Here is a 26,305-nt window from a genome sequence, read left to right on the forward strand (position 1 = left end):
GCCCGGCCGGTCAGGCGGTCGCGGAGAGGAATCCCGCCACGCGCAAAAGGATCGACGTGGCGAAGAACAGCACGAGGAACGCCAGGTCGAGGCGGACGCTGCCCAGCGTCAACGGCGGGATGACGCGCCGCAGCGCGCGCAGGGGCGGGTCGGTGACCGTGTACACCGCCTCCGCAAGGATCAGCACGATGCCGCGCGGACGCCACTCCCGGGCGAAGACCTGCACCCAGTCGAAGACGAGCCGGACGATGAGGCAGACGAGGAACAGGAACAGGGCGAAGTAGACGACGCCGAAGATCACACTCACGAGGGCAACTTACCGGACGCACGACGCGGGGCCCCGGGGGGGGTGGCGGGGCCCGCCGCGGGGGGGGTGGAGGGCGGGGGGGTTGTCGGGCCCCCCCGCGGGCCACCGCCCGGCCCCCCGGCGGGGGGGCCGGGGGGGGGCCCCGGGGCCCCGCGTCGTGGTCGTGTCAGCTCTGGTTGTAGAAGGCGCCGGCGCGGGGGTCGGGCCGCTCGGCGACCTGCTCCTCGCCGGTGATCTCCACGTGCTCGGGCGAGAGCAGGAAGACCTTGTTCGTCACACGCTCGATCGACCCGTGGAGGCCGAAGATCAGGCCGGCCGAGAAGTCGACGAGGCGCTTGGCGTCCGCGTCGTCCATGTCGGAGAGGTTCATGATCACCGGGGTGCCGCCGCGGAAGGCCTCACCGATGAGCCGGGCGTCGTTGTACGACCGGGGGTGGATCGTGGTGATCCGTCGCAGGTCGCCACCGGCGAACGCGTCCATCGGTGCTCCGTCCCGGTGCAGAGGCGTGACCTCGGCCTGGTAGTCGTCGTCGCGCACCGGCTCCAGCTCCTCGTCGAACTCGTCGAGGTACTCCCCGTCGGGGCGCTGGTCGTCGGCCAGCCCCAGGTACAGCATCGTCTTGCGAAGCGCTCCGCCCATCGCCCTGCTCCGTTTCGTCGGTAGGTCTGTGACTTGACGGTAACCAGCAGCGCGCGGTAAGCGCCGCACGACACGCCGTGCACGGCACGGACTCAGCCGAGCACGATCACACCCGCCTGCCTGCCCGTGACCGCACCCGCGGCCGTCGCCCGCCGGTGCGAGAAGAGGTCGGGATCGGTGCGGGTGCAGCGTTCCAGCCGGCTCGCGGGCACACCCAGCGCGGCCAGCCGGGCGCGGACGCCGGCCGGCAGGTCGAGGGCGGGGGTCCCGGCCTCGGTGACGGCCCAAGCCTCCGGGACGACGGCGGTGACCTCGTCGCGCAGGTCCTCGGGCACCTCGTAGCACGGCCCGCACACGGCCGGTCCGACGGCGGCCCGCAGGTCGTCGAGGCGCGCCCCGCGAGCGACCATGGCCTCGACCGCACGGTCGACCACGCCGGCCACGAGCCCTCGACGACCGGCGTGCGCGACGCCGACGACACGTGCCACGGGGTCCGCGAGGAGCACCGGGACGCAGTCCGCCACCAGCACGCCGAGACCCAGCCCGTCCTCGGCGGTGACGAGCCCGTCGGCCTCCCCCGCGCTCAGCGGCGGCGTCGACGACTCCCACTCGGTGCGCTCCGCACTCCCGAGCGTCAGCACCGTGGGCCCGTGCACCTGGTTCGCGAACGCGACGGGCGCCCCGATCCAGTCGGCCACCTGCGCGCGGTTGCGCCGAACCCGGGCCTCCTCGTCCCCGGTCGTCGTGCCGAGGTCGAGCGAGGACCACGGAGCGGGCGACACGCCCCCGTGCCGCGTGGTGAAGCCGGCCACGACGCCCGGACCGAGGTCCACGCGCAGCAGCCCGGCTCCGAGGTCCGCGGGCAAGAGCGCCTCCTGGGCCCAGGTGGCCGACGACGTCACTTGAGGAAGTCGGGCACGTCGAGCTCCGGCTCGGGCCGGGATCTCTCGGCCACCCGGGGCACCTCGACCGGCCGTTCCACCGTCACGCCCTCGCCGGCGCCATCCTCGACCACGGTGAAGGCAGGACGCGGCTGCCCGGAGCCCACCGGCTGCAGGCTCGCGGGGACGTCGTCGGGGTCGGCCGGGATCGGCCGGGGCCGGGCGTGGGCCGGTTCGGCGGCGGGCACCGGCGCGGTCGCGGGCGAGCCGCCGTGGGGCGACGCCGCCGGGGCGGTACGGGCGCTGTCCCCGGCTGACGACGAGCTCGCACCGGCGACCTGGCCCAGGGCGCGGGAGTCCTCGCGCGTCTTCGGCAGCCCGCCGTCGAACCCGGCCGCGATGACCGTGACCCGCACCTCGTCGCCGAGGGCGTCGTCGATCACCGTGCCGAAGATGATGTTCGCCTCCGGGTGCGCCGCCTCCTGCACGAGGCGCGCCGCCTCGTGCACCTCGAACAGCCCGAGGTCGCTGCCGCCCTGGATGGACAGCAGCACCCCGTGGGCGCCGTCGATGGAGGCCTCGAGCAGCGGCGAGGAGATCGCCAGCTCGGCCGCCTGCACCGCGCGGTCCTCGCCACGCGCCGACCCGATGCCCATGAGGGCGGAGCCCGCTCCCTGCATCACCGACTTGACGTCGGCGAAGTCGAGGTTGATCAGGCCCGGCGTCGTGATGAGGTCGGTGATCCCCTGCACGCCGGAGTGCAGCACCTGGTCCGCCGAGTGGAACGCGGCGATCGCCGAGACGCTCTTGTCGGACATGGACAGCAGGCGGTCGTTGGGGATCACGATGAGGGTGTCGACCTCCTCGCGGAGCGCCTCGATCCCCTGCTCCGCCTGGACGGACCGGCGCCGTCCCTCGAAGGTGAACGGCCGCGTCACGACGCCGACCGTCAGCGCGCCCAGCGAGCGCGCGATCCGGGCCACGACGGGCGCGCCGCCGGTACCGGTGCCGCCGCCCTCGCCGGCCGTGACGAAGACCATGTCGGCCCCGCGCAGGACGTCCTCGATCTCCTCCTCGTGGTCCTCGGCGGCCTTGCGCCCGACCTCCGGGTCGGCGCCGGCGCCCAGGCCGCGGGTGAGCTCGCGCCCGACGTCGAGCTTGACGTCGGCGTCCGACATCAGCAGCGCCTGAGCGTCCGTGTTGATGGCGATGAACTCGACGCCCTTGAGGCCGACCTCGATCATGCGGTTCACGGCGTTCACGCCGCCACCGCCGATGCCGACCACCTTGATCACTGCCAGGTAGTTCTGCGGAGTTGCCACGTCGTTGCCTCTCGGGTCGTTCCGGGTCCTGACCCCACCGTCGTCGTCCAACCTTCAGGTTGTAGTTGAAGGTGAGAGTTATGTCAGGTTGCTGCTGTGACGACGGTAGGTCGCCCGGACCGGCGCCCGCCGGACGTGGCCCGGCGTGTCGCGACCGCTCAGCCTCACCGGGTCACCGGGAGCTCCGGCGACGACACGTCGATCACCCCGGCGTCCTTCGCGACCTCGCGCAGGGTCTGGACGACCTCCACCTTCAGCGGGAGGCTGCCGGCCCCGCCCCAGCGCACGCTCACGCCGTCACGCAGGACGGTCTCCACGTCGTCCTGCGTCTGTGCGCTGACCTGCTCGACCTCACGGGCCAGGTGCGTCGGCAGAGCGGCGACGACGGCCAGCGCCGCCTGCAGGCTGCCCACCGACTCGTCGTCGAGCGGGACCGAGACCACGGGCAGCCTCCGGGGAGCCTTCTGGCGCGACCCCACGTGCACACCCTCCGCGTCGACCAGCACGTAGCGGCCGCCGTCGGGCACCGCCGCCACGGGCTCGCGCGAGGTGAGCACCACGTCCATCCCCTGCGGCCACGAGCGTTCGACGCTCACGTCCTTGACACCGCGCAAGCCGAGGATCTCACGGCGCATCGCACCGCTGTCGATCCGCAGCAGCGGCGTCCCGGCCGAGGCCTCGACCACCTCGCGGACCGCGTCCGCGTCGACCGTGGTCCCCTCGCCGGACACGCTCACCTCGCTGCGCTCGAGTGCCAGCAGGTCGGACCAACCAGCCACCCACCCCGCACCACCGAGCAGGGCGAGCACGAGCACGAGCGCGACCACCACGCGCCACGAGCGGTGACGTCGCATCGCCGAGCGCTCGGCGAGCCGGTCGGCCATCGCCGAGGAGACCCGGCCGGGCGCACCCGCCCCTGCATCGCTCGGGCTCGCCGCGCTGCCGGCGCTCGCCGCGCTGCCCGTCGAACGCTCCAGGGACCGGCCCGGTGAGCGGGCCGACCCGGGCCGGCCCGACGGCTGCGAGGTCGCCGACCCCTTGCCCTTCTCCGGCCTCGGGCGCGCCGGGCTCCCCGCCGAGCCGGCGCCCGCCGCCGGGGGCGACGGACGCCGGGACGTGCGAGGACGTGGTGGCGGGCGCATCACCCCATGGTCGCGCCGTCTGGCCTCCCACCGGGACCCGCCACGCCGGGCCGGGCGCGGAGCCGGGCCAGGATCACATCGGCGAGCTCGGTGACGTCACCCGCTCCGACCGTGATCAGGAGGTCGCCGGGACGCGCCAGGTCGGCGACGGCGTCCGCCGCCGCGAACCGGTCCTCGACCGGCCGCAGGGACCCGCCCGAGAGCGTGCCGTCGGACAGGTCGGTGATCGTGCGCGCCGTGACGGTCGGGTCGACGTCCTCCCGGGCGCGGTAGACACCCGTCACGACGACCTCGTCCGCCAGCTCCAACGCCGACGCGAAGCGGTCCGCGAAGGCCCGGGTCCGCGAGTACAGGTGCGGCTGGAAGAGCACGAGCACCCGGCCCTCCCCCGCCGCGGGTCGCGCGGCACGCAGCAGCGCCTCGACCTCGGTGGGGTGGTGGTCGTAGCTGTCGAAGACGCGGACGCCGTCCGCCGCACCCTTGGGCTCGAAGCGCCGGCCCGTGCCGACGAACTCCGCCGCGCCGCGCACGGCCTCGGCGGGGGCGACCCCGAGGAGCACGGCGGTGACGACGGCGGCGGTGGCGTTGAGGACGTTGTGCGCGCCCGGCACCGCCAGGTCCAGCACGTGCTCACCGGGGCCGAGCAGCCCTCCGCCCACGGTCGCGCGCACCGTCCCGGCACCGACCACGACGTCCCGCACGACGACGTCGGCCCCTGCAGCGGTGCCGTACGTCACGACACGACCGCCGGCCTCCCGGTGCGCGGCCGCGAGCCGCGCCGAGCCGGGGTCGTCGGCACAGGCCACCAGCCACCCGTCCGGCGTGATCCGCGCGGCGAAGTCGACGAACGCCTGCTCGAACGCCTCCTGCGAGCCGTAGTGGTCGAGGTGGTCGGCCTCCACGTTCGTCACGACCGCCACCGTCGGCGCGTAGTTGAGGAACGAGCCGTCCGACTCGTCGGCCTCCGCGACGACCAGGTCCGACGCTCCGGCATGGCCGCCGGGGACGGCCTGCTCGCCGCCGCCGTCGTCGCGGACGCGCACCGTCCCGCCGATCGCGAAAGACGGGTCCAGCCCGCCGGCGCGCAGGACGGTCGCGACCATCGCGGACGTCGTGGTCTTCCCGTGCGCCCCGGCGACCGCGACCCCCCGCCGACCGGCCATCAAGGCGGCGAGGGCCTCCGAGCGGTGCAGCACCCGCACGCCGGCCGCTCGTGCCGCCGTCAGCTCCGGGTTGTCCGGGCGGACCGCGGAGGACACCACGACGGTGTCGACCCGCGCCGCCCCCGTCGCGTCGACCACCTGGCCGGCGTCATGGCCCACCCACACCCGCACCCCGTCGGACTCGAGCGCGTCGAGCGCGGGGCTCCGGACGGCGTCGGAACCCTGCACGTCGAGACCGCGAGCCGCGAGGAGCCGCGCCACCACGGAGACGCCGGCTCCGCCCACGCCGATCAGGTGCACGCGGCCGAGCTCCGTCACGGGCACCGGGGCGCTGCCCGACCCCGGGCCACTCATCGCGCGCCGCCCGCCGCGGCGTCGGCCACCAGGTCCGCCATCCGGGCAGCGGCGTCACGCACTCCGACGGAGCCCGCGGCCGCCGACATCGCCGCGAGGCGCTCCCGGTCCCCGACGAGCGGAGGCACGTGCGCGGCGACCCAGGCGGCGTCGAGCTCGGCGTCGTCGACCAGCAGCCCGCCGCCGGCACCCACGACCCCGGAGGCGTTGAGCCGCTGCTCGCCGTTGCCGATCGGCAGCGGGACGTACACGGCGGGCAGCCCCAGGGCCGTCAGCTCGCAGACCGTCCCCGCCCCGGACCGTGCCACCACGAGATCGCAGGCCGCGAGCGCCTGGTGCATCTCGGACAGGTACTCGCGCACCTGGTAGCGCGCCGCGTCATGCCCGCCGGCGGAGACCGCCTCGTCGACCGCGGCACGCACGGGCGTGGACTTGTCCCGGCCGGTCAGGTGCAGCACCTGCAGACCGGCGCCGAGCAGCGCGTCCGCCGCGCCCGCGACGGCCTCGTTGACGCGCAGGGCACCCGACGAACCGCCGGTGACCAGGAGCGTGGGCAGCGTCGGGTCGAGGCCGAGCGCCTCGGCCGCACGCCGGCGCGCGGCGGCGGCGTCGCGCTCGCGCTCGTCGACCAGCGCGGCGATCTCCGCCCGCAGCGGGAGCCCGACGCAGGTCGCGCCCGGCAGCGCGGTCTCGGCGAACGTGGTCCCCACGGCCGCGGCCCAGCGGGCACCGAGACGGTTCGCCAGGCCCGGTCGCGCGTTCTGCTCGTGGATGACCACGGGGACGCCGCGGCGGCGGGCCGCGAGGTAGGCGGGCGTCGAGACGTACCCGCCGAAGCCGACGACGGCGCGGGCACCGATCTCGTCGATCGCCGCCTCGGCGGCCTTCACGGCCGACCCGAGCCGGCCGGGCAGGCGCAGGAGGTCGACGCTGGGACGGCGCGGGAGCGGGACGCGCGGGATCTCGCGCAGCTCGTAGCCGCGGGCGGGGACCAGGTCGGCCTCGAGACCGGCGGCGGTGCCCAGCACGAGGAACGACGCCTCGGGCTCCCGTGCGCGCAGCTCGTCCGCGACGGCCAGGAGGGGGTTGACGTGGCCGGCGGTCCCGCCGCCGGCCAGCACGACGGATCGTACGGAGGAGGAGTTCACACGCCGGACCCTACCGGCCCGCGCGGCGCCCCCGGCCGAGCACCGTCAGCGATCGCCGCACCACTCCGCCACGGGCGGCGAAGGCCTCGGGCGCGCCGGGCTCGGACCGCGCAAAGCTGATCACCATCCCGAGCGCGACCATGGTCGCCACCAGGGCCGACCCGCCCGCCGAGACGAGCGGCAGGGGCACGCCGATGACGGGGAACACCCCCACGACGACGCCGATGTTGAGGAACGCCTGCCCCACGACCCAGCAGGCGACAGCCGCCGTGGTGATCTTCACGAACGGGTCGGGGTGCCGGCGGACCACCCGGGCCATCGCCACCCCGAGCACGGCGAACAGCGCGAGCACCAGGAGGGTGCCCAGCAGCCCGAGCTCCTCGCCGATGACCGCGTAGATGAAGTCGTTGTGCGCCTCCGGCAGGTACCGCCACTTCTCCCGGCTCGCCCCGAGCCCGACGCCGAAGAGCCCGCCGGTGCCGAGGCCCCACAGGCCGTGCAGCGACTGGTAGCACTCACCCTGCGGGTCGGTGCAGCCGCCGTAGGTCGTCATGATGCGCCCGATGCGGTTCGTGTTGCCGACGACGAAGAACGCGACGACGACGAAGGTCGCGACGGCACCGCCGAGGACCAGCATCTTCGACGGCGCCCCGGCGACCCACAGCGCCCCTGCCACCAGCCCGGCCATCACGAGCATGGTGCCCAGGTCGTGGCCGGCCAGCACCAGGCCGAGCAGGACGAGGGCGCCCGGGACCGCCGGGAGGAACGCGTGCCCCCACGAGCCCAGCAGGTGCTGCTTGCGGCCGAGCACGGCACCGAGCCACAGCGCCAGCGCCAGCTTGCTCACCTCGGCGGGCTGCACGACGATCCCGCCCAGGCGCACCCAGCCGACGTTGCCGCCCGCCCCGAGACCGAGCGCCGGGACCAGCGTGAGGGACTGGAGAGCGATCGCCGCGACGAGGGCGGGCCAGGCGAGACGTTTGTACCAGCGCAGCGGCAGGCGCATCGCCAGGATCATGAACGGGATGCCGATCAGCGCGAAGCGCGCCTGGTCCAGGCCGGCCGTGTACGGCGAGTCGCCCGCGGCGATCGACGTGACGGTGGTGCTCGACAGCACCATGATCAGCCCGATCACCAGCAGGAGCCCGGTGGCGCCCACGAGCAGGTAGTAGCTGGTGGCGGCGGAGTTCCACTGCCCGAGCCACGGCCTGTCCGTGCCTCGCCGCACCCCCTGGGTGACCGCCATCGTGCTCCCTACGCCAGGTCCTGCACCGCCGCGGCGAACGCGTCACCCCGTTCGGCGTAGGACGAGAACTGGTCCATGGACGCCCCCGCCGGTGCGAGCAGCACGGTGTCGCCGGGGACGGCGACCTCCCGTGCGGCTCCCACCGCCCGGTACATCACGGTGCCAGTGTCGCCGGGATCGACCACGACGACGGGGATCTCGGGTGCGTGTCGGGCCAGCGCGTCGGTCCACGGCGCCGGGTCCGTGCCGATGACGACGGCGGCACGCAGCCGGTCCGCGCGGCTCGCGACCAGGTCGTCGAAGGACGCGCCCTTGGCGAGCCCGCCGGCGATCCACACGGCGGTGCCGGGCGGGCAGGCCGCCAGCGCGGCCGCGGCCGCGTGCGCGTTGGTGGCCTTCGAGTCGTCGACGTAGGCCACGCCGTCGAGGTGGCGGACGACGGCGGCACGGTGGGCGTCCGGGCGGAAGGCTCGCAGGCCGTCACGCACGGCACGCGCCTCGACACCGTGCGCCCGGGCGAGCGCCGCGGCGGCCAGGGCGTCGGCGACGACGTGCGGCGGCGCGCCGTCAGGCCCGAGGTGCGCCAGGTCGTCGAGGGTCCCCAGCTCCGCGGCGGTGCGCAACCGGTCCCGGGCGTCGGCCGGTGCGTGGAAGGCGCGGTCCACGAGGACCCCCTCGACGACGCCGACCTGTCCCGGTCCGGGCGCACCGAGGGTGAACCCGACCGCGAGCGCTCCCTCCGCGACGTCCGCGTCGCGCACCAGCTGCTCGGTGCGCGGGTCCGCCACGTTGTACACGCACGCCACCCGCGCCCCGCGGTAGACCCGGCCCTTGGCGGCGGCGTACGCCTCCGGCGAGCCGTGCCAGTCGAGGTGGTCGGCCGCCACGTTGAGCACGGCGCCGGCCTCGACCTCCATCGAGACCGTGTGGTGCAGCTGGAAGCTGGAGAGCTCCACGGCGAGCACGTCGAGGTCGGTGTCCTGCGCCGCGGCCAGCACGGGGGTGCCCACGTTGCCCACCGCGGCGGTCCGCAGGCCCGCCGCGGTGAGGATGGACGCCAGCATCCGCACGGTGGTGGTCTTGCCGTTGGTGCCCGTCACCGCGAGCCACGGGGCGCCGGCGCGCAGCCGCCACGCCAGCTCCACCTCGCTCCACACCGGCACGCCGGCCCTCCGCGCCGCCGTCAGCAGCGCTGCCGACGGGGGCCAGCCCGGCGACGCCACCACGAGGTCGGCCGCCGCCACGAGCCGCTCGGCGACCGCGGCGGCCGTCGCGTCGGCACCCACGACGTCGGCGTCCTGGGCGCGGGCGTCCACCGTGACCACGGACGCCGCGCGCCCGGACAGGGCGGCGACCACGGCCCGCCCGGTCACCCCGAGCCCGGCCACCAGCACGCGCGCTCCGTCCACCGGCCCGGACGATCCGGTCAACTGACGACCCACTCGGCGTAGAAGACGCCCATCCCCAGCGCGGCGAAGAACCCGGCGATGAGCCAGAAGCGGATGACGATCGTCACCTCGCCCCACCCGGACAGCTCGAAGTGGTGATGCAGCGGCGCCATCTTGAAGACCCGCTTGCCGGTGAGCTTGAACGACCCGATCTGGATGATGTCGCTCATCACGATGATGACGAACAGGCCGCCGATGATCGCCGCGAGGATCTCGGTACGGCTGAGGATCGACAGCCCGGCGAGCGCGCCACCCAGGGCCAGCGAGCCGGTGTCGCCCATGAAGATCTTGGCCGGGCTCGCGTTCCACCACAGGAAGCCGACGCAGGCGCCCATGATCGCGGCCGCGACGATCGCGAGGTCCTGCGGGTCGCGGACCTCGTAGCAGCCCGGTCCGGCCGCAGCGACCCGCTGGCACGACTGGTTGAGCTGCCAGATCCCGACGAGCACGTACGCACCGAACACGATGAGCGAGGACCCGGTGGCCAGCCCGTCGAGACCGTCGGTGAGGTTCACCGCGTTCGACCAGGCCGTGATGAGGAAGTTCGCCCAGATCACGAACAGGAGCAGGCCCACGGTCGCACCGGCGAAGGCGAGGTCCAGGTTGGTGTCGCGCAGGAACGAGATCCGCGTCGAGGCGGGCGTCCGGGAGTTCGCGTTGGGGAACTCCAGGGCCAGCACCGCGAAGGAGATGCCGACGAACCCCTGGCCGATGATCTTGGCCCGCGCCGTCAGACCGAGCGACCGCTGCTTGCGGATCTTGGTGAAGTCGTCCAGGAACCCGACCAGCCCCAGGCCGGTCATGAGGTACAGCGCCAGCAGCGCCGAGGCGCTCGGTGGCCGACCGGCGAAGATCATCGACGCCGCCACCCCCAGGAGCGTGGCCCCGATGATGACCACGCCGCCCATGGTAGGCGTGCCGCGCTTGGTGAAGTGCGCCGTCGGGCCGTCCTGGCGGACGAACTGGCCGTAGTTGCGACGCACCAGGAACTTGATGAACAGGGGCGTGCCGAGGAGCGCGACCAGCAACGAGACGCCGGCGGCTGCGAGGACCGCGATCACGCGTCTGCCTCCACGAGCTGGTCGGCGAGCCGCCACAGGCCGGAGCCCTGCGACGCCTTGACGAGGACGACGTCGCCCTCGGTCAGCTCGGCGGAGAGCACCTCCCGCGCGGCCTCCAGATCAGGCACGAACACCGACTCCTCTCCCCAGGAGCCCTCCTGCTGGGCCCCCTCGTGGACGTGGTACGCCCCCTCGCCGACGACGACGAGGCGCTTGACGTTGAGCCGGACGGCGAGCCGCCCGATGGCGTCGTGCTCGACGCGCGCGGCGTCGCCGAGCTCGAGCATCTCACCGACGACGGCGACCGACCGGCGGGTGCGCCCCGCCATCACGGCCAGCGTACGCAACGCCGCCCGCATCGAGTCCGGGTTCGCGTTGTAGGAGTCGTCGACGATCGTCACCCCGTCCGACCGCTCGACGACGGCCATGCGGTGCGGGCTCAACGGCCCGGCCTCCGACAGCCGCGAGGCGACCGCGTCGAGGGGCACACCGAGCTCGAGAGCCGCCGCCGCAGCGGCGAGCGCGTTGGTCACGTGGTGAGCGCCGACGAGCCGCAGCGTCACCGGGGCGGAGCCGTCGGCGGTGGTCAGCGTGAACCGTGCCCGTCCGCCGTCGACCACGACGTCGCGCGCGCGGACGCTCGACGCCGGGATCGTGCCGAAGGTGACCACGGCGGTGGTCGGGGCGGCCCGGGCGGCCATCGCGGCGACCCGCGAGTCGTCCACGTTGAGGACCGTCGTCCCGCCCGGGCGGACACCCTCGACCATCTCGCCCTTGGTGCGTGCGATCGTCTCGACGTCGCCGAACCGGCCCAGGTGTGCCGTGCCGACCGCGAGGACGATCCCGACGTCCGGCGGGGCCAGTCGTGTCAGTGCGGTGATGTCGCCCGGCGCGTCGGCGCCCATCTCCAGCACCAGCACCCGGGTGGCGGTGGTGACCCGCAGCACGGTCAGGGGCAGCCCGATCTCGTTGTTGAAGGAACCGGCGGGCACCACGATCGCCTCCGGACCCACGTCCGGCCCGAGGAGCTGGCCGAGCAGATCCTTCGTCGTCGTCTTGCCGACCGAACCCGTCACGGCCACCACGCGGACCTCCGCCGCCGCGCGCACCCGCTCCAGCACCACGCGGGCGAGCTCACCGAGCGCGACCTGGACGTCCCCCACGACGACGCACGGGACGCCGTCGACCGGTCGGGTCGCCAGCACGAGCGCGGCACCGGCCGCGACGGCTGCCGCCGCGAAGTCGTGGCCGTCGACGTTCTGCCCCGGCACCGCGACGAAGAGCGACCCCGCCTCGACCAGCCGCGAGTCGACGACGACGGGCCCGGTCACGGCCACGCCGGCCTCGGCGAGCAGCGTCCCGGACGTAGCGTCGGCCACCTCGGCGGCAGTGAGCTCGATCATGCGGAAGGGGTCCTCTCTGCACGGGCACGCAGGGCGCTGCGGGCCTCGACACGGTCGTCCAGGGCGACGTCGACGCCCCGGACCTCCTGGATGGTCTCGTGGCCGCGCCCGGCGACCAGCACGGTGTCGTCCGGACCTGCCTCCAGCACGGCTCGCCGGATGGCCTCGTCGCGGGGGGCGACCTCCTGCACGACGACGTCGCGCCCCGTCGCACGGGCGCTCGCCCGGGCGGCCTCGGCCCCGGGGAGCACCTCGGAGCGGATCTTCGCGGCGTCCTCGTCGTGCGGGTCGTCGTCCGTCAGCACGACGACGTCGGCGCCCGCCACGGCTGCGGCGCCCATCGCGGGCCGCTTGCCCGGGTCGCGGTCGCCCGTGGCCCCGAAGACCACGACGAGGCGGCCCGCCGTCGTCGGCCGCAGCGCCGCCAGCGCGAGCTCGAGCGCGTCGGTGTTGTGCGCGAAGTCCACGACCACGCGCGGGTGCCCCGCACCACCGGCGCCGACCACCTCCATGCGGCCGGGCACCCGGGCGGACAGCCCGTCCGCGGCCTCGAGGGCGGCCGCGACGTCCTCCAGGGCGGCACCGGAAGCCAGCACCATGACGACGGCGAGCGCCGCGTTCGCCACGTTGAAGCCACCCGGGAGCGCGGTGGAGGTCCGCAGCTCGCGACCGTCGGTGTGCGTCAGCGTGAAGGCCGAGCCCGTGCCGTGCGGGACGACGTCGCAGACCGTCCAGTCCGCCGCAGGGGCGTCCGCCTCGGCGGGCAGCGTGCGCACCGTCTCGACCGGGACGCCGGCGGTCGCCGCCATCCGCTCGCCCCAGGCGTCGTCCACGACGACGACGCCGCGCCGCGACCGTGCCGGGGTGAACAGCTCGGCCTTGGCCGCGAAGTAGGTCGGCAGGTCGCCGTGGAAGTCCAGGTGGTCCTGGCTCAGGTTGGTGAAGCCGGCCACGTCGTAGACGATGCCGTCCACCCGGCGCATCGTCACGGCGTGCGACGAGACCTCCATCGCCAGCGCGTCGACGCCGATCTCGCGCATCCTCGCCAGCAGCGCCTGGAGATCGGCGGCCTCCGGGGTCGTCAACCTGCTCGGCAGCACCTGGTCGCCGGCGCGGGTCTCGACCGTGCCGACCAGCCCGCCACGGTGCCCGAGGGCGCGCAGCAGGTGGTCCACCTGGTACGTCGTCGTCGTCTTGCCGTTGGTCCCCGTCACCGCGAACGTCGTCAGGTCCTGGGCCGGCGCGCCGTGCACCCAGGCCGCGACGGGCCCCAGGACGGCGCGCACGTCGGCGGCGACCAGCACGGGGACGTCCAGACCGGCCAGCAGACCGGCCCCGGCGGCATCGGTCAGGACGGCCGGCGCACCCCGACCCACGGCGTCCGCGGCGAACGCCGCACCGTGGCTGCGTGCACCGGGCAGGGCGACGAACAGGTCTCCCGGGACCACGGCCCGGTTGTCGCTGGCGACGGCCGTCACGACGGTGTCGGCGGGTGGTCCGGAGGACGCGGCGGTCAGCCCGAAGGCCGCGGCGAGGTCGGCCAGCCGACGCGGGACAGGATCCGTGGGACGGATGCGATCGGTCGGGGATGTCACGGGGTAGAACCTACCTGCTGCTGACAGGTCACCAGGTCAGCGGGAACTGGTCGACGGGACGCGTCGAGGGCGGCACGCCCTCCTTGCGCAACGTGTAGCCCATCAGCTCGGAGAACACCGGCGCAGCGACCACCCCGCCGTAGATCGACGACCGAGGGCTCTTGAGGAAGACGGACACCGTGTAGCGCGGGTCGTCCGCCGGCGCGACGCCGATGTACGACGCCACGTAGGTGGTGCCGCCGCCCTCGAACATCTGGGAGGTGCCGGTCTTGCCGGCCACCCGGTAGCCGGGCACCTGCGCGGCCGATCCGGTCCCTTCCTCGCTGGTCGCGGCCTCCATCATGGTCAGCACGTCGTCGGCCGTCCGCTCCGAGACGACCCGCTCGCCCTCGCCCGGTTCCGCGTCGGTACGGACGCCGTCGGGCGTCTGCGTGCCCGCCAGGACGGTGGCAGGCATGCGGACGCCGTCGTTGGCGATCGTCGAGAAGACCTGCGTGGCCTGCATCGCGCTCACCGCCACGCCCTGCCCGAAGAGCACCGTGTACGGCGTGCGGTTCTCGATCTCGTCGATGTTCTCGTCCGGCAGCAGCCCGGCGCTCTCGCCGGGCAGCCCCAGGGCCGTCCGCTCGCCCAGGCCGAACTTGCGCAGGTAGTCGTACCGCACGGCCCACGGGATCTCCTGGCCCATCATCACCGTGCCGGTGTTGGAGGACTGCGCCAGGATCCCTGCCAGCGTCCACCGCTCGACCGGGTGCGGGTGCGAGTCGCTGAAGGTCTCGCCGTCGACGGTGTAGGTGTCCGGCACCTCGAACTGGTCGGTGGGCTCCCAGTAGTCGCCCTCGAGCGCCGCGGCCATCGCGATCACCTTGCCGGTCGAACCTGGCTCGAAGACCACGTTCACGGCGCGGGAGCCGTCGGCGACGGCGTCGGTCGTGCGGTCGTTCGGGTCGACGTCGCCCGAGTCGGCCATCGCGACGACCTCGCCCGTGCGCAGGTCGTGGACGATCGCCATGGCGTACGCCGCGCCGGTGTCGCGGACGGCGTCGTCGAGGAGCTCCTCCGCCTTCCACTGCACGTCCGCGTCGATCGTCAGGCACACGTCCTGGCCGGGCACCGCCACCACGGACTCGATCTCCGAGGCGGGGATCGGCACACCGTCGCGCCCCCGCTCGTACGTGCGCGTGCCGTCGGTCCCGGCCAGCACGTCGTCCAACGCCGCCTCGACCCCGCCCTGGCCGTCCATCTCGGAGTTCACGTACCCCAGGATCGGTCCGGCGACCGCGCCCGACGGGTAGGTCCGCTTCGAGCTCAGCTCGGTGCGGATGTACGCCCGCAGGTCCAGCTCGGTGACGGCGCGCTGCACCTCGGGCACGACGCCCTCCTTGAGCTTCACGTACCGGTCCTCGCCGTTGAGCCTGGCGGCGAGCGTCTCCTCCGTCTCGCCCAGCACGGGCCCCAGGAGCTGGGCGATGCCCAGGGCGCCGTCCTGGACCGGGTCTCCCTCGGCGTCGTGCCGGGAGTTGCCCCGGAAGTTCTGGATCGACTCCTGGTCCGCGATGATCGAGTACCGGTCGACCGACGTGGCCAGGACCGTGCCGTCCCGGTCGAGGATGTCCCCGCGGTGCGCCGGCGTCACCTGCGTGGCGAGCCGGTCCTGCTGGGCGTCGGAGGCGAGCGCCGCCCCCTGCACCACCTGGACCTGCACGAGCCTGCCGACGAACACCGTCAGGACGATCGCGGCGAGGACGATGAGCCACCGCTGCCGGCGTGCGGGGTCCCCCGGCTCGCGCCGGCGAGGGGTCCGCCCCTTCGCCGGTGGCGACGGTGGTGGCCGCCGTCGGCTCGTGGCGGCCTTCCGGCCGGCCGCACCGGCGCTCCGCGTCGCGCGGCTCCGGCCGGCGGGTTGTCTCGTCACCCCTCGATCTTGCGTCCGGGTCGGGCCGGATCGTCGGGGCCGCGCCGGGCGTGTCGCGCTCACGGTCCCTCCGGGGCCCCCGCGAGGATCTCGCCCTCGAGCACGGAGAGCATCGTCATGTCCTCGGCCGGGACCATGCCCAGCCGGTTCGCCTGCTGGGGCAGCGACGACTCGGCCTCCCGCAGCTCCGCCTGGACCTCCTGGACGTCCTGGGCCACGAGACCGACCTCACGCTGCAGGCGCGACATCTCGTAGGATCCGCGCGCCATCGAGGTGTTGAGCAGCAGGGCGGAGAGCAGTGCCCCGACCAGCACGACGGCGCACAGGACCATGAACGGCAGCCCCGACGCCGCCTGCAGCGGCGCCCGGACGGCGTCGAGCCGGCGCCCGGCCCCGCCCTCGACGGCGGTGAGCGGTGCCCGGCGCGGCGTCGGCTCGCCGCGGCGTTCCGGGAACGTGGCGGGTGCTCGCAGGGCGCTCATCGCGGCTCCTTCCGGGTCGGGCTGGTGATCAGGTGGTCGGGTGTGGGACGCACCCGGCGCGCGGCCCGCAGGCGGACCGACGCCGACCGTGGGTTGCGCTCGAGCTCGACGGCGTCGGCCACCTCGGCGCCCCGGGTCAGGGCCTCCAGGTAGGGCCGGTGCGTCTCCGGCTCGACGGGCAGCCCCGACGGCGCACTCGAGGTGGTGCCGCGGGCGATGGCCCGCTTGACGATCCGGTCCTCCAGCGAGTGGTACGACTCCACGACGATCCGGCCACCGACGGCGAGCGTCTCGATCGCGGCGGGCACTGCACGCTCGAGCACCTCGATCTCGCCGTTCACCTCGATGCGCAGCGCCTGGAACGTCCGCTTCGACGGGTTGCCGCCCGTCTTGCGTGCCGCCGCCGGGATGGCGGCACGCACGGCGTCGGCCAGCTCCGCCGTCCGCTCCCACGGCCGTTCCTCGCGCCGGCGGACCAGTGCCCGGGCGACGCGGGGCGCGAACCGCTCCTCGCCGTACACCCGCAGGATCCGCGCGAGGTCGCGCTCGTCGTAGGTGTTGAGCACGTCCGCCGCCGTCATCCCGCGCGACTGGTCCATCCGCATGTCCAGGGGCGCGTCCTGGGCGTAGGCGAAGCCCCGCCCGGCCTCGTCGAGCTGGAGCGACGACACCCCGAGATCCATCAGCACGCCCTGGACGAGCCCGTCGGACGTGCCGGCGTGGTCGGCCGCGACGTCGCCGACCTCGTCGTACACGGCGTGCACGGGCACGAAGCGCTCGCCGAACCGCGCCAGCCGCGCGGACGCGAGCTCGAGGGCCTGGCTGTCGCGGTCGACGCCCAGCACGCGGACCCCGGGGAGCTGCTCGAGGACGGCCTCGGTGTGCCCGCCCATCCCGAGGGTGCAGTCCACGAGCACGCTGCCCGGCTCGGCGAGCGCCGGCGCGAGCAGGTCCACGCAGCGCTGCAGCAGCACGGGCACGTGCCGGTCCTGCGCGGGCCGTGCTCCGTCGTCGTCCGTGCTCATGCTGCCCCCTCTCCGAGGTCGTGCCGGTTCGCTGCGGCCCGCCCGACCAGGTCTCCCTCCGCGTCGTTCTGGCGCCGGGGAAGTGCGCCAGACCCTCGCGGGAGGAGGCCTCGTCGTGCGGGCCGATGGTGCCTGTGCTGTTGTCCGGTGCCGTCAGAACTGCAGGTCGGGGAAGATCTCCTCGGCCACGTCGGAGTACGACGACTCCTGCTCGGCCAGGTAGGACTCCCACGCCTGCGCGTCCCAGACCTCGACACGGGTACCGGCGCCGATCACGGCGACGTCCCGGCCGAGGCCGGCGTACTCGCGCAGCGCCGCGGGTATCACCACGCGGCCCTGCTTGTCCGGCACCTCGTCGCTCGCCCCCGACAGGAACACGCGCAGGTAGTCGCGTGCCTGCCGGCTGGTGACCGGCGCCTGCCGGACCTGCTCGTACATGCGGGAGAACTCGTCCATCGGCAGCAGGAACAGACAACGCTCCTGACCTCGCGTCATGACGAGCCCTGCGGCGAGCCGGGCGCGGAACTTCGCCGGGAGGATCAACCGGCCCTTCTCGTCGAGCCGAGGGGTGTACGTGCCGAGGAGCAGCCCCGTACCCGGGAACTGGTCCCCCAGTGCTGCTGCCACGGTCCGCACCTCCCCTCGGGCTCCCGCTCCCTCCACGCTACTCCACTTTCCTCCACCAGGCGCGGTCTGACATGGGTGGAACTACCCATCCGCGGGACTTGACGAACGTCCACGCAGGTCAGCGGATCGGTGCTGCGGTGGAGCGTGGTGGAGGGCCTCGGCGTCCACCACGTGATCGACATCACGTGCAGGTCACGGAACGACTAGGCTGCTCGCAGCACCATGACGGACGACCGGAGGCCCTCCCTGTGCAGACCGACCACGCCACCAGCGCCGTCAGCGGCGGTCCTGTCCCGGTCCAGCAGACCAACACCGGCCCCGATGCGCTGCGCGCCGGGCTCGGTGAGCTGGTCGCCGCCACCGCACGGGTCCGTGCGTCCGTCGAGTCCGTGGTGCCGGGCCGGCCCGACCTCGCCCGGCTGACCGTCGCCGTCCTCCTGGCCGAGGGTCACCTGCTCGTCGAGGACGTCCCGGGCGTCGGCAAGACCACCCTCGCGAAGGCGCTCGCCCGGACCATCGACTGCCGCGTCGGCCGGGTGCAGTTCACCCCGGACCTCCTGCCGAGCGACCTCACCGGGGTCAACATCTACCGCTCGTCGAGCGGAGAGTTCGAGTTCCGGCCGGGCCCGGTGTTCAACAACGTGGTCATCGGCGACGAGATCAACCGTGCGTCGCCCAAGACGCAGTCCGCCCTCCTCGAGTGCATGGAGGAGGGCCAGACCACCGTCGACGGGACCACGTACACCCTGCCGCGGCCGTTCCTCGTGCTGGCCACGCAGAACCCGGTCGAGATGGAGGGCACCTACCCGCTGCCGGAGGCCCAGCGCGACCGCTTCATGGCCCGGCTCGCGATCGGCTACCCCGACAACGACGCCGAGATGCGCATGCTCGACTCCCAGCAGGCCACCGACCCGTTCGCGCACCTGGAGCCCGTCACGACGGCGGAAGCCATGATCCGCTACGCGGCCTGGGCCCGCGCCGTGCACGCCGCCCCCGCGGTCAAGCAGTACGTCATCGACCTCGTCGTGGCCACCCGTGAGCACGACGGGCTGCGGCTCGGCGCCTCACCGCGAGCATCCCTCCAGCTCCTCCGGGTCGCCAAGGCCCACGCGGCCATGGTGGGCCGCCAGCACGTGCTGCCCGACGACGTCCAGGCGCTCGCCGTACCGGTCCTGGCGCACCGGCTGATCCTGTCCACGGAGTCACGGCTGGCCGGCGTCAGCGCGGTGGAGATCGTGCGCGACGTGGTCGACCGCACCGTGGTCCCGGCCGGGGTCACCTCACCCGCGGCGGCGCAGCGTCGCGCGACGCTCGGCAGGGCCGCGAACCCGAGCCACTGACATGACAGGACAGGGAGGTGGGTCGGCGTTCCGACGCCTGGCCCGGGTACGACCGACCGGGCGTGGCGGCGCGCTGCTGGTGGCAGGGGCGGTGCTCGTGGCGACCGGCATCGTCCTCGATCTGCCCGACGTCGTCGGGCTCGGTGCCGCCGCGGTCCTGGCGGTCACGGCCGCGTGCGCCACGCTCGGGTGGCAGCGGCTCGAGGCAGGGCGTGGCGCGCTCGACGTCGAGCGCGCCATCGAGCCGGACCCCGTGGTCGCCGGTCGTCCCGCCACCACCCGCCTGACCGTCCGGGCCCGCGCGCGCACCGGCGCGGCCTACGAGAGACTCGCCCGGCTGCGGCTGTCCGAGCAGGCCGCCCACGAGCTCGCCGGACCGTCCGGGATCCACGCGCGCGTGCGCGCCCGCCCCGACCGCATCGACGTGCAGTACTCCCTCGCACCCGTGCGCCGCGGCCGCTGGCCGCTGGGCCCGGTGCTCACCACCCGCACCGACGTCTTCGGCCTGGCGCGGACCACCCAGCCCCTCGGCAGGGCGACGCGCGTCTCGGTCTGGCCGCGGACCACCGCCCTGCCCGCGCGGGCCGCGGCGCTCGGAGACGTCGACCGCGCGGCAGTCGGCGCCCGCCTCGCCTCCAGCGACGACTCTGTGCTGCGCGAGTACGTCCCCGGCGACGACCCCCGCCGAGTCCACTGGGCCGGCTCGGCGCGCCAGGGCCGGCTGATGGTCCGCGCCGACGAGAGCGCCGGGCTGCGTCCCGTCACGGTGCTGCTCGACCGCGAGCTGCTGGCCCCACCGCCCGACGACCGCCCCGGAGCGCGTCCGCCCGCCCGGGACGTCGTCGACGACGGAGAATGGGCCGTCGAGCTCGCCGCCTCGGTGGCGACGTCGTTCCTCGAGGCCGGGCACCCGACCCGCCTGGTCGCCACGACGACCACCCCGGGACGCACCGAGCACGCCGCCGGCCGCCGCAGCGGCCGCGCACAGCTGCTCGACGCGACCGTGGACCTCACGGGCCTGCGCGGCAGCGAGGCCGACCGGGCCCTCACCACCACCGTCCGGTCGCTGCGCGCCGACCGGACGGGATCCGAGGTCACCGTCGCCGTGATCGGGCCGAGGAGCGGCGGACCGCAGCGCCACGCCCTCGCGTCCCTCGGTGCCGACGGCGTCGGCTGGGCCTTCCTCGTGGTCCCCCGTGCCGCCGGGATGCGTCACGACGTCGGCCCGACCGCCGACGACCTGCGGGCCGCCGGGTGGCGCGTCGCGCCGTGCACCCCCGGCACCCCCGTGGAGCGGGCGTGGTCGACGCTGACGGAGAGCGTCGCATGATCCCGTCGTACGCCGGCCCGACGGCCCGGCTGATCGCCACGACCGTCCTGGTGGCGGTAGCCGTCGGCGCCTCCATGCTCGCGCTCACCGCCCTCGTGCTGCCGGGCGACTGGGTACGCACCGGACTCGTCGGCATCGCGCTGGTCGCAGCCACCACCGGGATCACGCGGGCCCTGCTCGAACGGCGTGCACGCGGACGCGGACGCGGCGAGACCGCGGGAGGTTCCGTCGTCCCGACGCTCTGCGGCGCGGCCGTCGCCGCGTGGTACGTGCTGGCCACCTACGGTGCTCCGACCTCCCAGCCGCAGCTCTTCATCGGGTCCGACGCCGTGGGCCGGGTGGTGGATCGCCTGGGGGACGCCGGCGAGATCATCCGGTCCGAGGTCGCCCCCGTACCGGGAACGCTGCCGATCACGTTGCTGACGGCTGGCGGCACCCTCGCCGTGCTGCTCCTCGGCGACGCCCTCGCGGGAGGTCTGCGCTGGCCGGCGGCAGTCGGGATCCCGCTGCTCGCCCTGTGGTGCCCTCCGCTCGTCCTCGTCGGGTCGGTCCCTCCCGCCGTCTTCGTCGTCGTCGTCGCGGCGCTGCTCCTGCTGCTCTCGGTCGCGGCCGGCGAACGTCGGCGGCCGCGTACCGAACGTCCGCCGGCCGCGGTGCGGCGGGCCGAGAGCGCGCGGAGCGTCGTCACCACCGCCGTCGCCCTCGTCGTCGCGGTGGCGGCCGGCCTCGTGGCCGCGGTGTCGAGCAGCCTGCCCGGGTACGCGGGGGCCTGGTACCAGAACTTCACGACCACGGGTGACACCATCCAGCTCTCCGAGGACCTCGACGTGCTGAGCAGCCTCACCGAACGGTCGGGCGAGGTGGTGCTCACCTACACGGGCGTCGAGGAGGACGTGGGGCCGCTGCGCAGCTACACGGCCACCGCCTTCGACGGCCGGCGGTGGCAGCGCGGGGAGGAGCGCGACGGCCGGCCGTTCGCCGGCGACGAGCTGCTGTGGCCGGACGACCTCGCCACCGGCGGGCTGCAGGAGCGGCAGGACCTGTCGGTGACCGTGGGCTCGCTGAGGGACGACCAGCTGCCCGTCGCCATCGAGCCCCGGCGGGTCGACGCCGGCGGCACCTGGGGCTACGACCCGCTGCGTGACGAGGTGGTCGGCGACCGGACCGACGTGGGCGACGTCTACACGATGGGCGTGCGTCCCCGTGACCTGGACCCGCAGCTCCTGCGCGACGCGGGCGCCGGCGTCACCGAGGACGCCTACCTCACGGTTCCGCAGACGGAGCACTCGCAGGAGGTGGCAGCCCTTGCAGCGGAGGTCGTCGGCGAGACCGACAACGCCTACGAGCAGGCCGTCGCCCTCCAGCAGTGGTTGCGCGACCCCGCCACGTTCACCTACTCCACGCAGCTGCCCCGGGGCGGCACCGGGGACCCGGTCTGGGACTTCCTGCAGCACCGCACCGGGTACTGCGTGCAGTTCGCGACAACGATGTCGGTGATGGCTCGCACGTTGGGCATCCCCACGCGGCTCGGGGTCGGCTTCCTCCCCGGCGAGGCCGTCGACGACGCAGCGAGCGACGGCTCCCGCTGGCAGGTGACCGGGAAGGACTCCCACGCCTGGCCGGAGCTCTACTTCGAGGGTGCCGGCTGGGTGCGGTTCGAACCGACGCCCGCGACGCAGACCGGGACCGCCCCCGCCTACACCACCGCCGAGATCGACGCCCCGGCCGACCCGGCCCCTCAGCGGGAGGTGCCACCACCGGCCGCCGAGCAGCCTGAACCGAGCGAGCCGACGGAGCCGGTGCCGACCGAGCCGCCGGTCGCCGTCGAGCCGGAGCCCGCGGACACCCTGCCCGCGTGGGCCTGGGTGGCGCTGGCTGCGGGCCTGCTCGCGGGAGCGGGGACGACCGCGTTCCTGCTGCTACGGCGACGGCGGCACACAGGCCCGGTCGACGCCGAGCAGGCGTGGCAGCAGGTGGTCGCGGCGCTGGCTCGCGAGGGGGTGTCGCTGCCCCCGCCCACGACACCGCGACAGGCCCCCGGGGCCGTGGTCGACGCGGTCACCAGGGCGCGCGGCAGGGCGCCGGTGCCGGAGGTGCACGACGACCTCACCACGCTCGCGGAGGCCGTCGAACGGGCGCGCTACGCCGGGCCGGCAGACCAGAGCGGCGACATGACCGGCGGCGCGTCCGACGACGTCGAGCCGGGCCGGCCGGACGTCACCGAGCCGGACCTCGCCGAGGTGGCGGCGCGGGTGACCCAGCGCCTGACCGACAGGTCGTGAGCAAACCGGTCCGGCGGACCTCGTAGGTCGCGCCGAGCCGAGCCCGTCGGCCTGGTCGTCGGCCTGGTCGTCGGCCTGGTGCGTCAGCCCAGCGCCTCGCGGCCCTGTCTAACGACCCTGGTCTCGCCGGCGGTCCCAGCGCTCTTCGAGGCGAGCCAGGAAGCCCGGGCCCTTGCTCGGTGCCGCAGCCCGGTTCCGGCGCTCGCCCGAACCCGCGTGAGCGGCAGAGGAGGGGTCCACGGTGCCGTCCGCAGCGACGACCCCCTGCGGCCCCTTCTTGCGCGGCGCCGAGAACGCGTAGACGACGCCCGCGAACATCAGGACGAATCCTGCGACACCCAGCAGGGTCAACGACGATGCGACCCCGATCACCAGGAGCACCAGGCCCAGCACCACGCACAGCCCTGCGAGGACGTACCGCAGCGGTGAACGATGGCGCGAACGCTGGAGCGTCGTGGCCAGCCGGGGGTCATCGCTCTCGAGCGCGCGCTCCATCTGCTCCAGGACGCGCTGCTCGTACTCTGACAGAGGCATCGGGCCCCCCGATCTCGCTGTAGTTTCGTGGCCTGCCCCTAGGATATGCCTGCCGGGCGCTGGACGGTAGTCGGCGACGCCCCGAGGGCGATGGCGGCCGAGCCGAACCTCTCTCGCACGGCGTCCACCGCCAGCTCCGCGTCGCGTCGCGCCCCGAGCTGCGAGTCGTCGTCGAACAGCGACGGCTGAGACGTGAGCTCTGCCCGGGCGCGGAGATTCTCACCCCGCACCCCGACGAGACGGACCGGCAGCCCTTCGAGGTCGACCGCCGCGAGCAGCCCGCGAGCCACCGTGTACACGTCCTGCGCCACGTCCGTCGGTACCTCGAGCGTGCGGGACCGTGACATGGTCCGGAAGTCGCTGGTGCGCACCTTGAGGGCGACGGTCCGCGCCACCACTCCCTGGTGGCGCATCCGGCCCGCCACCCGGTCGCTGAGCTCGCGGAGCCGCCGCGCCACCTCGGCGAGGTCGTGCAGGTCCCGGCCGAACGTGGACTCGGCACCGATGCTCCGTTCGGCGCGTCCCGCGACCACGGGGCGCGGGTCCCGTCCCCAGGCGAGGTCGTGCAGGTGCGCCCCCGAGACCCGGCCGACGGCGGCCTGCAGCACCGCGACGTCGGTGTCGGCGAGCTGGGCGACCGTGCTGATGCCCCAGCGGGCCAGGACCTGCTCCGTCTTCTCCCCCACGCCCCACAGCGCGCCGACCGGGAGCTCGCGCAGGAACCGCTCGGTCGCGGCCGCGGGCACCAGGAGCAGACCGTCGGGCTTGGCGTGCGTCGAGGCCAGCTTGGCGACGAGCTTGTTGCGGCCGATGCCGACCGAGCAGGTGATGCCGTGCTCCGCGCGCACCTGCTCGCGCAGCGCCGCGCCGATGGCGGTGGGCCTGCCGAGACGACGCCGTGCGCCGGCCACGTCGAGGAACGCCTCGTCGACCGAGACCTGCTCGACGACCGCCGTCACGTCGCCCAGCATCGCCATCACCGAGCGGGACACGTCCCGGTAGCGGCGATGGTCCGGCGGCACCACGACGGCCTGCGGGCACCGACGCAGCGCGTGGGCCATCGACATCGCCGACCGGATGCCGTAGGCACGCGCCTCGTAGGTGGCCGCGAGCACGACGCCCCGCTCCCGGCCGCCGACGATGACGGGCAGCCCCCGCAGCTCCGGCCGCCGCGCGAGCTCGACCGATGCGAAGAACGCGTCCATGTCGACGTGCAGGATCGACGAGCCCTCCTCGTCGTCCCCCCAGTCGCGCCGCACGTCCGTGGAGCGCGGACCGCGGCTCACGATGCCGCCGTCACGGCACCGCGTGCAGCCCGCAGGGAGAAGCCGGCGTCCGGGTCGAGCCGGAGACCCACCTCGTCCCGGAAGTCCTCGGCGCACGCGAGCAGCTCGTCCGCGCGGGCCGGCGTGACGTCCTCGCCGTGCCCGGCGTCCACGGCTGCCCGCAGACGCGCACCGGACGCGAAGTACACGCTCCACGCCGCCAGCTCGGGCTCCACCCGGGTCAGCAGGTCCCACACCGCCCTCGCGCGCCCCCGGGGCGCGTCCCCGTGGAGCGCCACGACCGCGGCGGCAGAGCGCAAGGCCGCCAGGTGGGCGTGGACGAAGCGCTCCGCGGCTGCGGTGGCAGCGACCGCGGCGGCCAGCTCCGCGTCGGCCCGCGCCAGGAGCCTGTCCACACGGTCGGGCACGGGTGCACCGCCTCGTGCTGTCATCGCACACCTCCTGACCCCTCGGCGGGACCGCCCCGCCCTCGCATCTTCGAACGTCTGTTCGATCCTGTCAAGGCGTGTCGCACGAGAGACTGTCCCCATGGCTCGACGCTCCCGCACCACCCGTCCGGACCGATCATCGCGCGAGGCACCGACACTCCCCTCGGGCCCGGTGCCGATCGACACCGGGACGGCGCACCTCGAACCCGACCCCGACCACGCCGGGCGGGTGACGTTGCACGTCAACGGCGTGCCGAGCTCCTGCCTCGACCTCGACGACCCGGGCTTCCTCGCCTTCGAGTACCTCCAGCAGATGGCCGCCGTCGTCGACCTGCTCGACCCGGGGCCCGTGCGCGCCCTCCACCTCGGCGCCGCGGGGTGCGCCCTCCCCCGGCAGATCGAGCACGTCCGGCCCGACTCCCGCCAGCTCGGCGTCGACGTCGACGCCCGCCTGCTGACGCTCGTGCGCGAGTGGTTCTCGCTGCCCCGGTCGCCCCGGCTGCGGCTCCGGGCCGACGACGCCGGGCACGCCTTGTCGACCCTGCCGGCCGCGTCGTTCGACGTCGTCGTGCGTGACGCGTTCGCCGGCGACGCGACCCCCGAACATCTCGCGGGCCGCGCCTTCGCCGACGCGGCGCTACGGGTCCTGCGGCCTGGCGGGCTGCTCCTGGTGAACTGTGCCGACCGGCCACCGCTGGAGCTGACGCGGCGCGAGCTGGCGTCGTTCGCGGCGTCCCTCGACCCGGACGCCGCCGGGCACGGACGCCTCGCCCTGATCGCCGAGCCGGCCGTGCTCAAGGGCCGTCGATACGGCAACGTCGTGATCGCCGCCGTCGCTCCGCAGACCGACGGCTCGGCGTCCGACGGACCCGACCTCGCCGACACCCGGCTGGCGCGCGCCCTGCGATCCCTGGCCGTGCCCGCGCAGACCGTCACGGGTGGCGACCTGGCTCGCCTCGTCGGGTCGGCCGCGCCGCTGCCCTGAGACGCCGCAGGCCGCTCCCCGAGACCCGAGGGGCGGCCTGCGGCGGGACGTGCCGCCTCAGAGCGGGACGACCTGCTCCGCCTGCGGACCCTTCGGTCCCTGCGTGATCTGGAACTCGACCCGCTGGGCCTCGTCGAGCGTTCGGTACCCCTGCGTCTCGATCGCGGAGTAGTGGACGAAGACGTCGGCCCCGCCGCCGTCCTGGGCGATGAACCCGTAGCCCTTCTCGGAGTTGAACCACTTCACAGAACCCTGCGCCATGCTGATCCTTCGACCTTCCGTCCGGTGCACGGGTGCACCGGACGGGCACCCGCCGTCGCACCGCGCCGGAACCGGTCCGTGGGCCGGTGAGCAGGTGCGA

The 26,305-nt window shown here is 74.5% G+C and carries 24 protein-coding genes; 4 read left to right on the top strand and 20 right to left on the bottom strand.

The window, feature by feature from the left end:
- Nucleotides 1–10 precede the first annotated feature (10 nt).
- The 16 genes from ACH5HR_RS09380 to mraZ all read right to left on the bottom strand — a co-directional run bounded on the left by ACH5HR_RS09380 (nucleotide 11) and on the right by mraZ (nucleotide 17,720).
- On the bottom strand, nucleotides 11–307 hold the full coding sequence (locus ACH5HR_RS09380; protein ID WP_402375210.1) for a YggT family protein: 297 nt from the start codon (nucleotides 305–307) through the stop codon (nucleotides 11–13).
- Between the two features lie 166 nt (nucleotides 308–473).
- The gene (locus tag ACH5HR_RS09385; RefSeq protein WP_106267961.1) at nucleotides 474–947 is read right to left on the bottom strand and encodes a cell division protein SepF; all 474 of its coding nucleotides are present in this window, start codon (nucleotides 945–947) and stop codon (nucleotides 474–476) included.
- Between the two features lie 92 nt (nucleotides 948–1,039).
- Nucleotides 1,040–1,849 carry a peptidoglycan editing factor PgeF gene (gene pgeF, locus ACH5HR_RS09390; RefSeq protein ID WP_402375212.1) on the bottom strand — a complete coding sequence of 270 codons (810 nt, stop codon included), beginning with the start codon at nucleotides 1,847–1,849 and terminating at the stop codon, nucleotides 1,040–1,042.
- On the bottom strand, nucleotides 1,846–3,150 hold the full coding sequence (gene ftsZ / locus ACH5HR_RS09395) for a cell division protein FtsZ (protein WP_416477552.1): 1,305 nt from the start codon (nucleotides 3,148–3,150) through the stop codon (nucleotides 1,846–1,848). Before ftsZ ends, pgeF begins: the two co-directional genes overlap by 4 nt.
- A gap of 164 nt (nucleotides 3,151–3,314) precedes the next feature.
- Nucleotides 3,315–4,292, bottom strand: coding sequence for a cell division protein FtsQ/DivIB (locus tag ACH5HR_RS09400; RefSeq protein WP_416477554.1), 978 nt, complete (start codon nucleotides 4,290–4,292; stop codon nucleotides 3,315–3,317).
- Complete coding sequence (gene murC / locus ACH5HR_RS09405) at nucleotides 4,292–5,809, bottom strand: UDP-N-acetylmuramate--L-alanine ligase (protein WP_416477555.1); 1,518 nt, start codon at nucleotides 5,807–5,809, stop codon at nucleotides 4,292–4,294. The genes ACH5HR_RS09400 and murC overlap by 1 nt, the downstream gene beginning before the upstream one ends.
- Nucleotides 5,806–6,957, bottom strand: a complete 1,152-nt coding sequence (murG, locus tag ACH5HR_RS09410; protein WP_402375220.1) for an undecaprenyldiphospho-muramoylpentapeptide beta-N-acetylglucosaminyltransferase — start codon at nucleotides 6,955–6,957, stop codon at nucleotides 5,806–5,808. Before murG ends, murC begins: the two co-directional genes overlap by 4 nt.
- 10 nt (nucleotides 6,958–6,967) lie before the next feature.
- Nucleotides 6,968–8,203: an FtsW/RodA/SpoVE family cell cycle protein gene (locus ACH5HR_RS09415; RefSeq protein ID WP_416477557.1), complete on the bottom strand. Its 1,236-nt coding sequence runs from the start codon at nucleotides 8,201–8,203 to the stop codon at nucleotides 6,968–6,970.
- An 8-nt stretch (nucleotides 8,204–8,211) separates the two neighbouring features.
- Nucleotides 8,212–9,612, bottom strand: coding sequence for a UDP-N-acetylmuramoyl-L-alanine--D-glutamate ligase (gene murD, locus ACH5HR_RS09420; protein ID WP_416477559.1), 1,401 nt, complete (start codon nucleotides 9,610–9,612; stop codon nucleotides 8,212–8,214).
- 17 nt (nucleotides 9,613–9,629) lie between these two features.
- Entirely contained in the window at nucleotides 9,630–10,712 is a 1,083-nt protein-coding gene (gene mraY / locus ACH5HR_RS09425) for a phospho-N-acetylmuramoyl-pentapeptide-transferase (RefSeq protein ID WP_402375226.1), read from the bottom strand.
- Entirely contained in the window at nucleotides 10,709–12,115 is a 1,407-nt protein-coding gene (locus ACH5HR_RS09430; protein WP_402375228.1) for a UDP-N-acetylmuramoyl-tripeptide--D-alanyl-D-alanine ligase, read from the bottom strand. Before ACH5HR_RS09430 ends, mraY begins: the two co-directional genes overlap by 4 nt.
- Nucleotides 12,112–13,710 (bottom strand): UDP-N-acetylmuramoyl-L-alanyl-D-glutamate--2,6-diaminopimelate ligase, encoded by a 1,599-nt coding sequence (locus tag ACH5HR_RS09435; protein ID WP_416477561.1) that lies wholly within the window; start codon nucleotides 13,708–13,710, stop codon nucleotides 12,112–12,114. The genes ACH5HR_RS09430 and ACH5HR_RS09435 overlap by 4 nt, the downstream gene beginning before the upstream one ends.
- A 28-nt stretch (nucleotides 13,711–13,738) precedes the next feature.
- A complete protein-coding gene (locus ACH5HR_RS09440) occupies nucleotides 13,739–15,625 on the bottom strand; it encodes a peptidoglycan D,D-transpeptidase FtsI family protein (protein WP_402375231.1) in 1,887 nt (628 codons plus the stop codon).
- Nucleotides 15,626–15,684: 59 nt separating this feature from the next.
- Nucleotides 15,685–16,107 carry a cell division protein FtsL gene (ftsL, locus tag ACH5HR_RS09445; protein ID WP_402375233.1) on the bottom strand — a complete coding sequence of 141 codons (423 nt, stop codon included), beginning with the start codon at nucleotides 16,105–16,107 and terminating at the stop codon, nucleotides 15,685–15,687.
- Nucleotides 16,104–17,132, bottom strand: coding sequence for a 16S rRNA (cytosine(1402)-N(4))-methyltransferase RsmH (rsmH, locus tag ACH5HR_RS09450; protein WP_402375235.1), 1,029 nt, complete (start codon nucleotides 17,130–17,132; stop codon nucleotides 16,104–16,106). The genes ftsL and rsmH overlap by 4 nt, the downstream gene beginning before the upstream one ends.
- Before the next feature lie 153 nt (nucleotides 17,133–17,285).
- On the bottom strand, nucleotides 17,286–17,720 hold the full coding sequence (gene mraZ, locus ACH5HR_RS09455; RefSeq protein WP_518486616.1) for a division/cell wall cluster transcriptional repressor MraZ: 435 nt from the start codon (nucleotides 17,718–17,720) through the stop codon (nucleotides 17,286–17,288).
- 365 nt (nucleotides 17,721–18,085) lie between these two features.
- Between mraZ and ACH5HR_RS09460 the strand changes: the two genes are divergently transcribed.
- From ACH5HR_RS09460 to ACH5HR_RS09470, 3 genes are read left to right on the top strand one after another with little or no spacing between them, the layout of a single operon-like run.
- Nucleotides 18,086–19,099 carry an AAA family ATPase gene (locus ACH5HR_RS09460; protein WP_402375548.1) on the top strand — a complete coding sequence of 338 codons (1,014 nt, stop codon included), beginning with the start codon at nucleotides 18,086–18,088 and terminating at the stop codon, nucleotides 19,097–19,099.
- 1 nt (nucleotide 19,100) lies between these two features.
- Nucleotides 19,101–20,429 (top strand): DUF58 domain-containing protein, encoded by a 1,329-nt coding sequence (locus ACH5HR_RS09465; RefSeq protein ID WP_416477564.1) that lies wholly within the window; start codon nucleotides 19,101–19,103, stop codon nucleotides 20,427–20,429.
- Nucleotides 20,399–22,711, top strand: a complete 2,313-nt coding sequence (locus ACH5HR_RS09470; protein WP_416477566.1) for a transglutaminase TgpA family protein — start codon at nucleotides 20,399–20,401, stop codon at nucleotides 22,709–22,711. The genes ACH5HR_RS09465 and ACH5HR_RS09470 overlap by 31 nt, the downstream gene beginning before the upstream one ends.
- Nucleotides 22,712–22,819: 108 nt before the next feature.
- Here the strand turns inward: ACH5HR_RS09470 and ACH5HR_RS09475 are convergent, their stop codons facing one another.
- The 3 genes from ACH5HR_RS09475 to ACH5HR_RS09485 are packed head-to-tail and all read right to left on the bottom strand — an operon-like array spanning nucleotide 22,820 to nucleotide 24,938.
- A complete protein-coding gene (locus ACH5HR_RS09475) occupies nucleotides 22,820–23,245 on the bottom strand; it encodes an SCO2097 family morphological protein (protein WP_402375243.1) in 426 nt (141 codons plus the stop codon).
- Nucleotides 23,246–23,283: 38 nt separating this feature from the next.
- Nucleotides 23,284–24,531, bottom strand: a complete 1,248-nt coding sequence (gene dinB / locus ACH5HR_RS09480; protein WP_402375245.1) for a DNA polymerase IV — start codon at nucleotides 24,529–24,531, stop codon at nucleotides 23,284–23,286.
- A complete protein-coding gene (locus tag ACH5HR_RS09485) occupies nucleotides 24,528–24,938 on the bottom strand; it encodes an SAV_6107 family HEPN domain-containing protein (protein WP_416477568.1) in 411 nt (136 codons plus the stop codon). Before ACH5HR_RS09485 ends, dinB begins: the two co-directional genes overlap by 4 nt.
- Nucleotides 24,939–25,131: 193 nt before the next feature.
- On the opposite strand from ACH5HR_RS09485, the gene ACH5HR_RS09490 reads away from it, so the two are divergent.
- Nucleotides 25,132–25,944 (top strand): spermidine synthase, encoded by an 813-nt coding sequence (locus ACH5HR_RS09490; protein WP_416477570.1) that lies wholly within the window; start codon nucleotides 25,132–25,134, stop codon nucleotides 25,942–25,944.
- A gap of 57 nt (nucleotides 25,945–26,001) precedes the next feature.
- On the opposite strand, the gene ACH5HR_RS09495 is transcribed toward ACH5HR_RS09490, so the two are convergent.
- Nucleotides 26,002–26,205: a cold-shock protein gene (locus tag ACH5HR_RS09495; protein ID WP_402375251.1), complete on the bottom strand. Its 204-nt coding sequence runs from the start codon at nucleotides 26,203–26,205 to the stop codon at nucleotides 26,002–26,004.
- Nucleotides 26,206–26,305: the final 100 nt, after the last annotated feature.

Source organism: Isoptericola maris, from assembly GCF_048065335.1.
Taxonomy (GTDB): domain Bacteria; phylum Actinomycetota; class Actinomycetes; order Actinomycetales; family Cellulomonadaceae; genus Isoptericola; species Isoptericola rhizosphaerae.

Coding starts and splice junctions, on each gene's coding strand:
- ftsL (WP_402375233.1), bottom strand. CDS start 16,107: ATGAGCGCCCTGCGAGCACCCGCCACGTTCCCGGAACGCCGCGGCGAG.
- ACH5HR_RS09495 (WP_402375251.1), bottom strand. CDS start 26,205: ATGGCGCAGGGTTCTGTGAAGTGGTTCAACTCCGAGAAGGGCTACGGG.
- ACH5HR_RS09385 (WP_106267961.1), bottom strand. CDS start 947: ATGGGCGGAGCGCTTCGCAAGACGATGCTGTACCTGGGGCTGGCCGAC.
- rsmH (WP_402375235.1), bottom strand. CDS start 17,132: ATGAGCACGGACGACGACGGAGCACGGCCCGCGCAGGACCGGCACGTG.
- ACH5HR_RS09465 (WP_416477564.1), top strand. CDS start 19,101: ATGACAGGACAGGGAGGTGGGTCGGCGTTCCGACGCCTGGCCCGGGTA.
- ACH5HR_RS09475 (WP_402375243.1), bottom strand. CDS start 23,245: ATGCCTCTGTCAGAGTACGAGCAGCGCGTCCTGGAGCAGATGGAGCGC.
- murC (WP_416477555.1), bottom strand. CDS start 5,809: ATGAGTGGCCCGGGGTCGGGCAGCGCCCCGGTGCCCGTGACGGAGCTC.
- ACH5HR_RS09415 (WP_416477557.1), bottom strand. CDS start 8,203: ATGGCGGTCACCCAGGGGGTGCGGCGAGGCACGGACAGGCCGTGGCTC.
- ACH5HR_RS09430 (WP_402375228.1), bottom strand. CDS start 12,115: ATGATCGAGCTCACTGCCGCCGAGGTGGCCGACGCTACGTCCGGGACG.
- ACH5HR_RS09400 (WP_416477554.1), bottom strand. CDS start 4,292: ATGCGCCCGCCACCACGTCCTCGCACGTCCCGGCGTCCGTCGCCCCCG.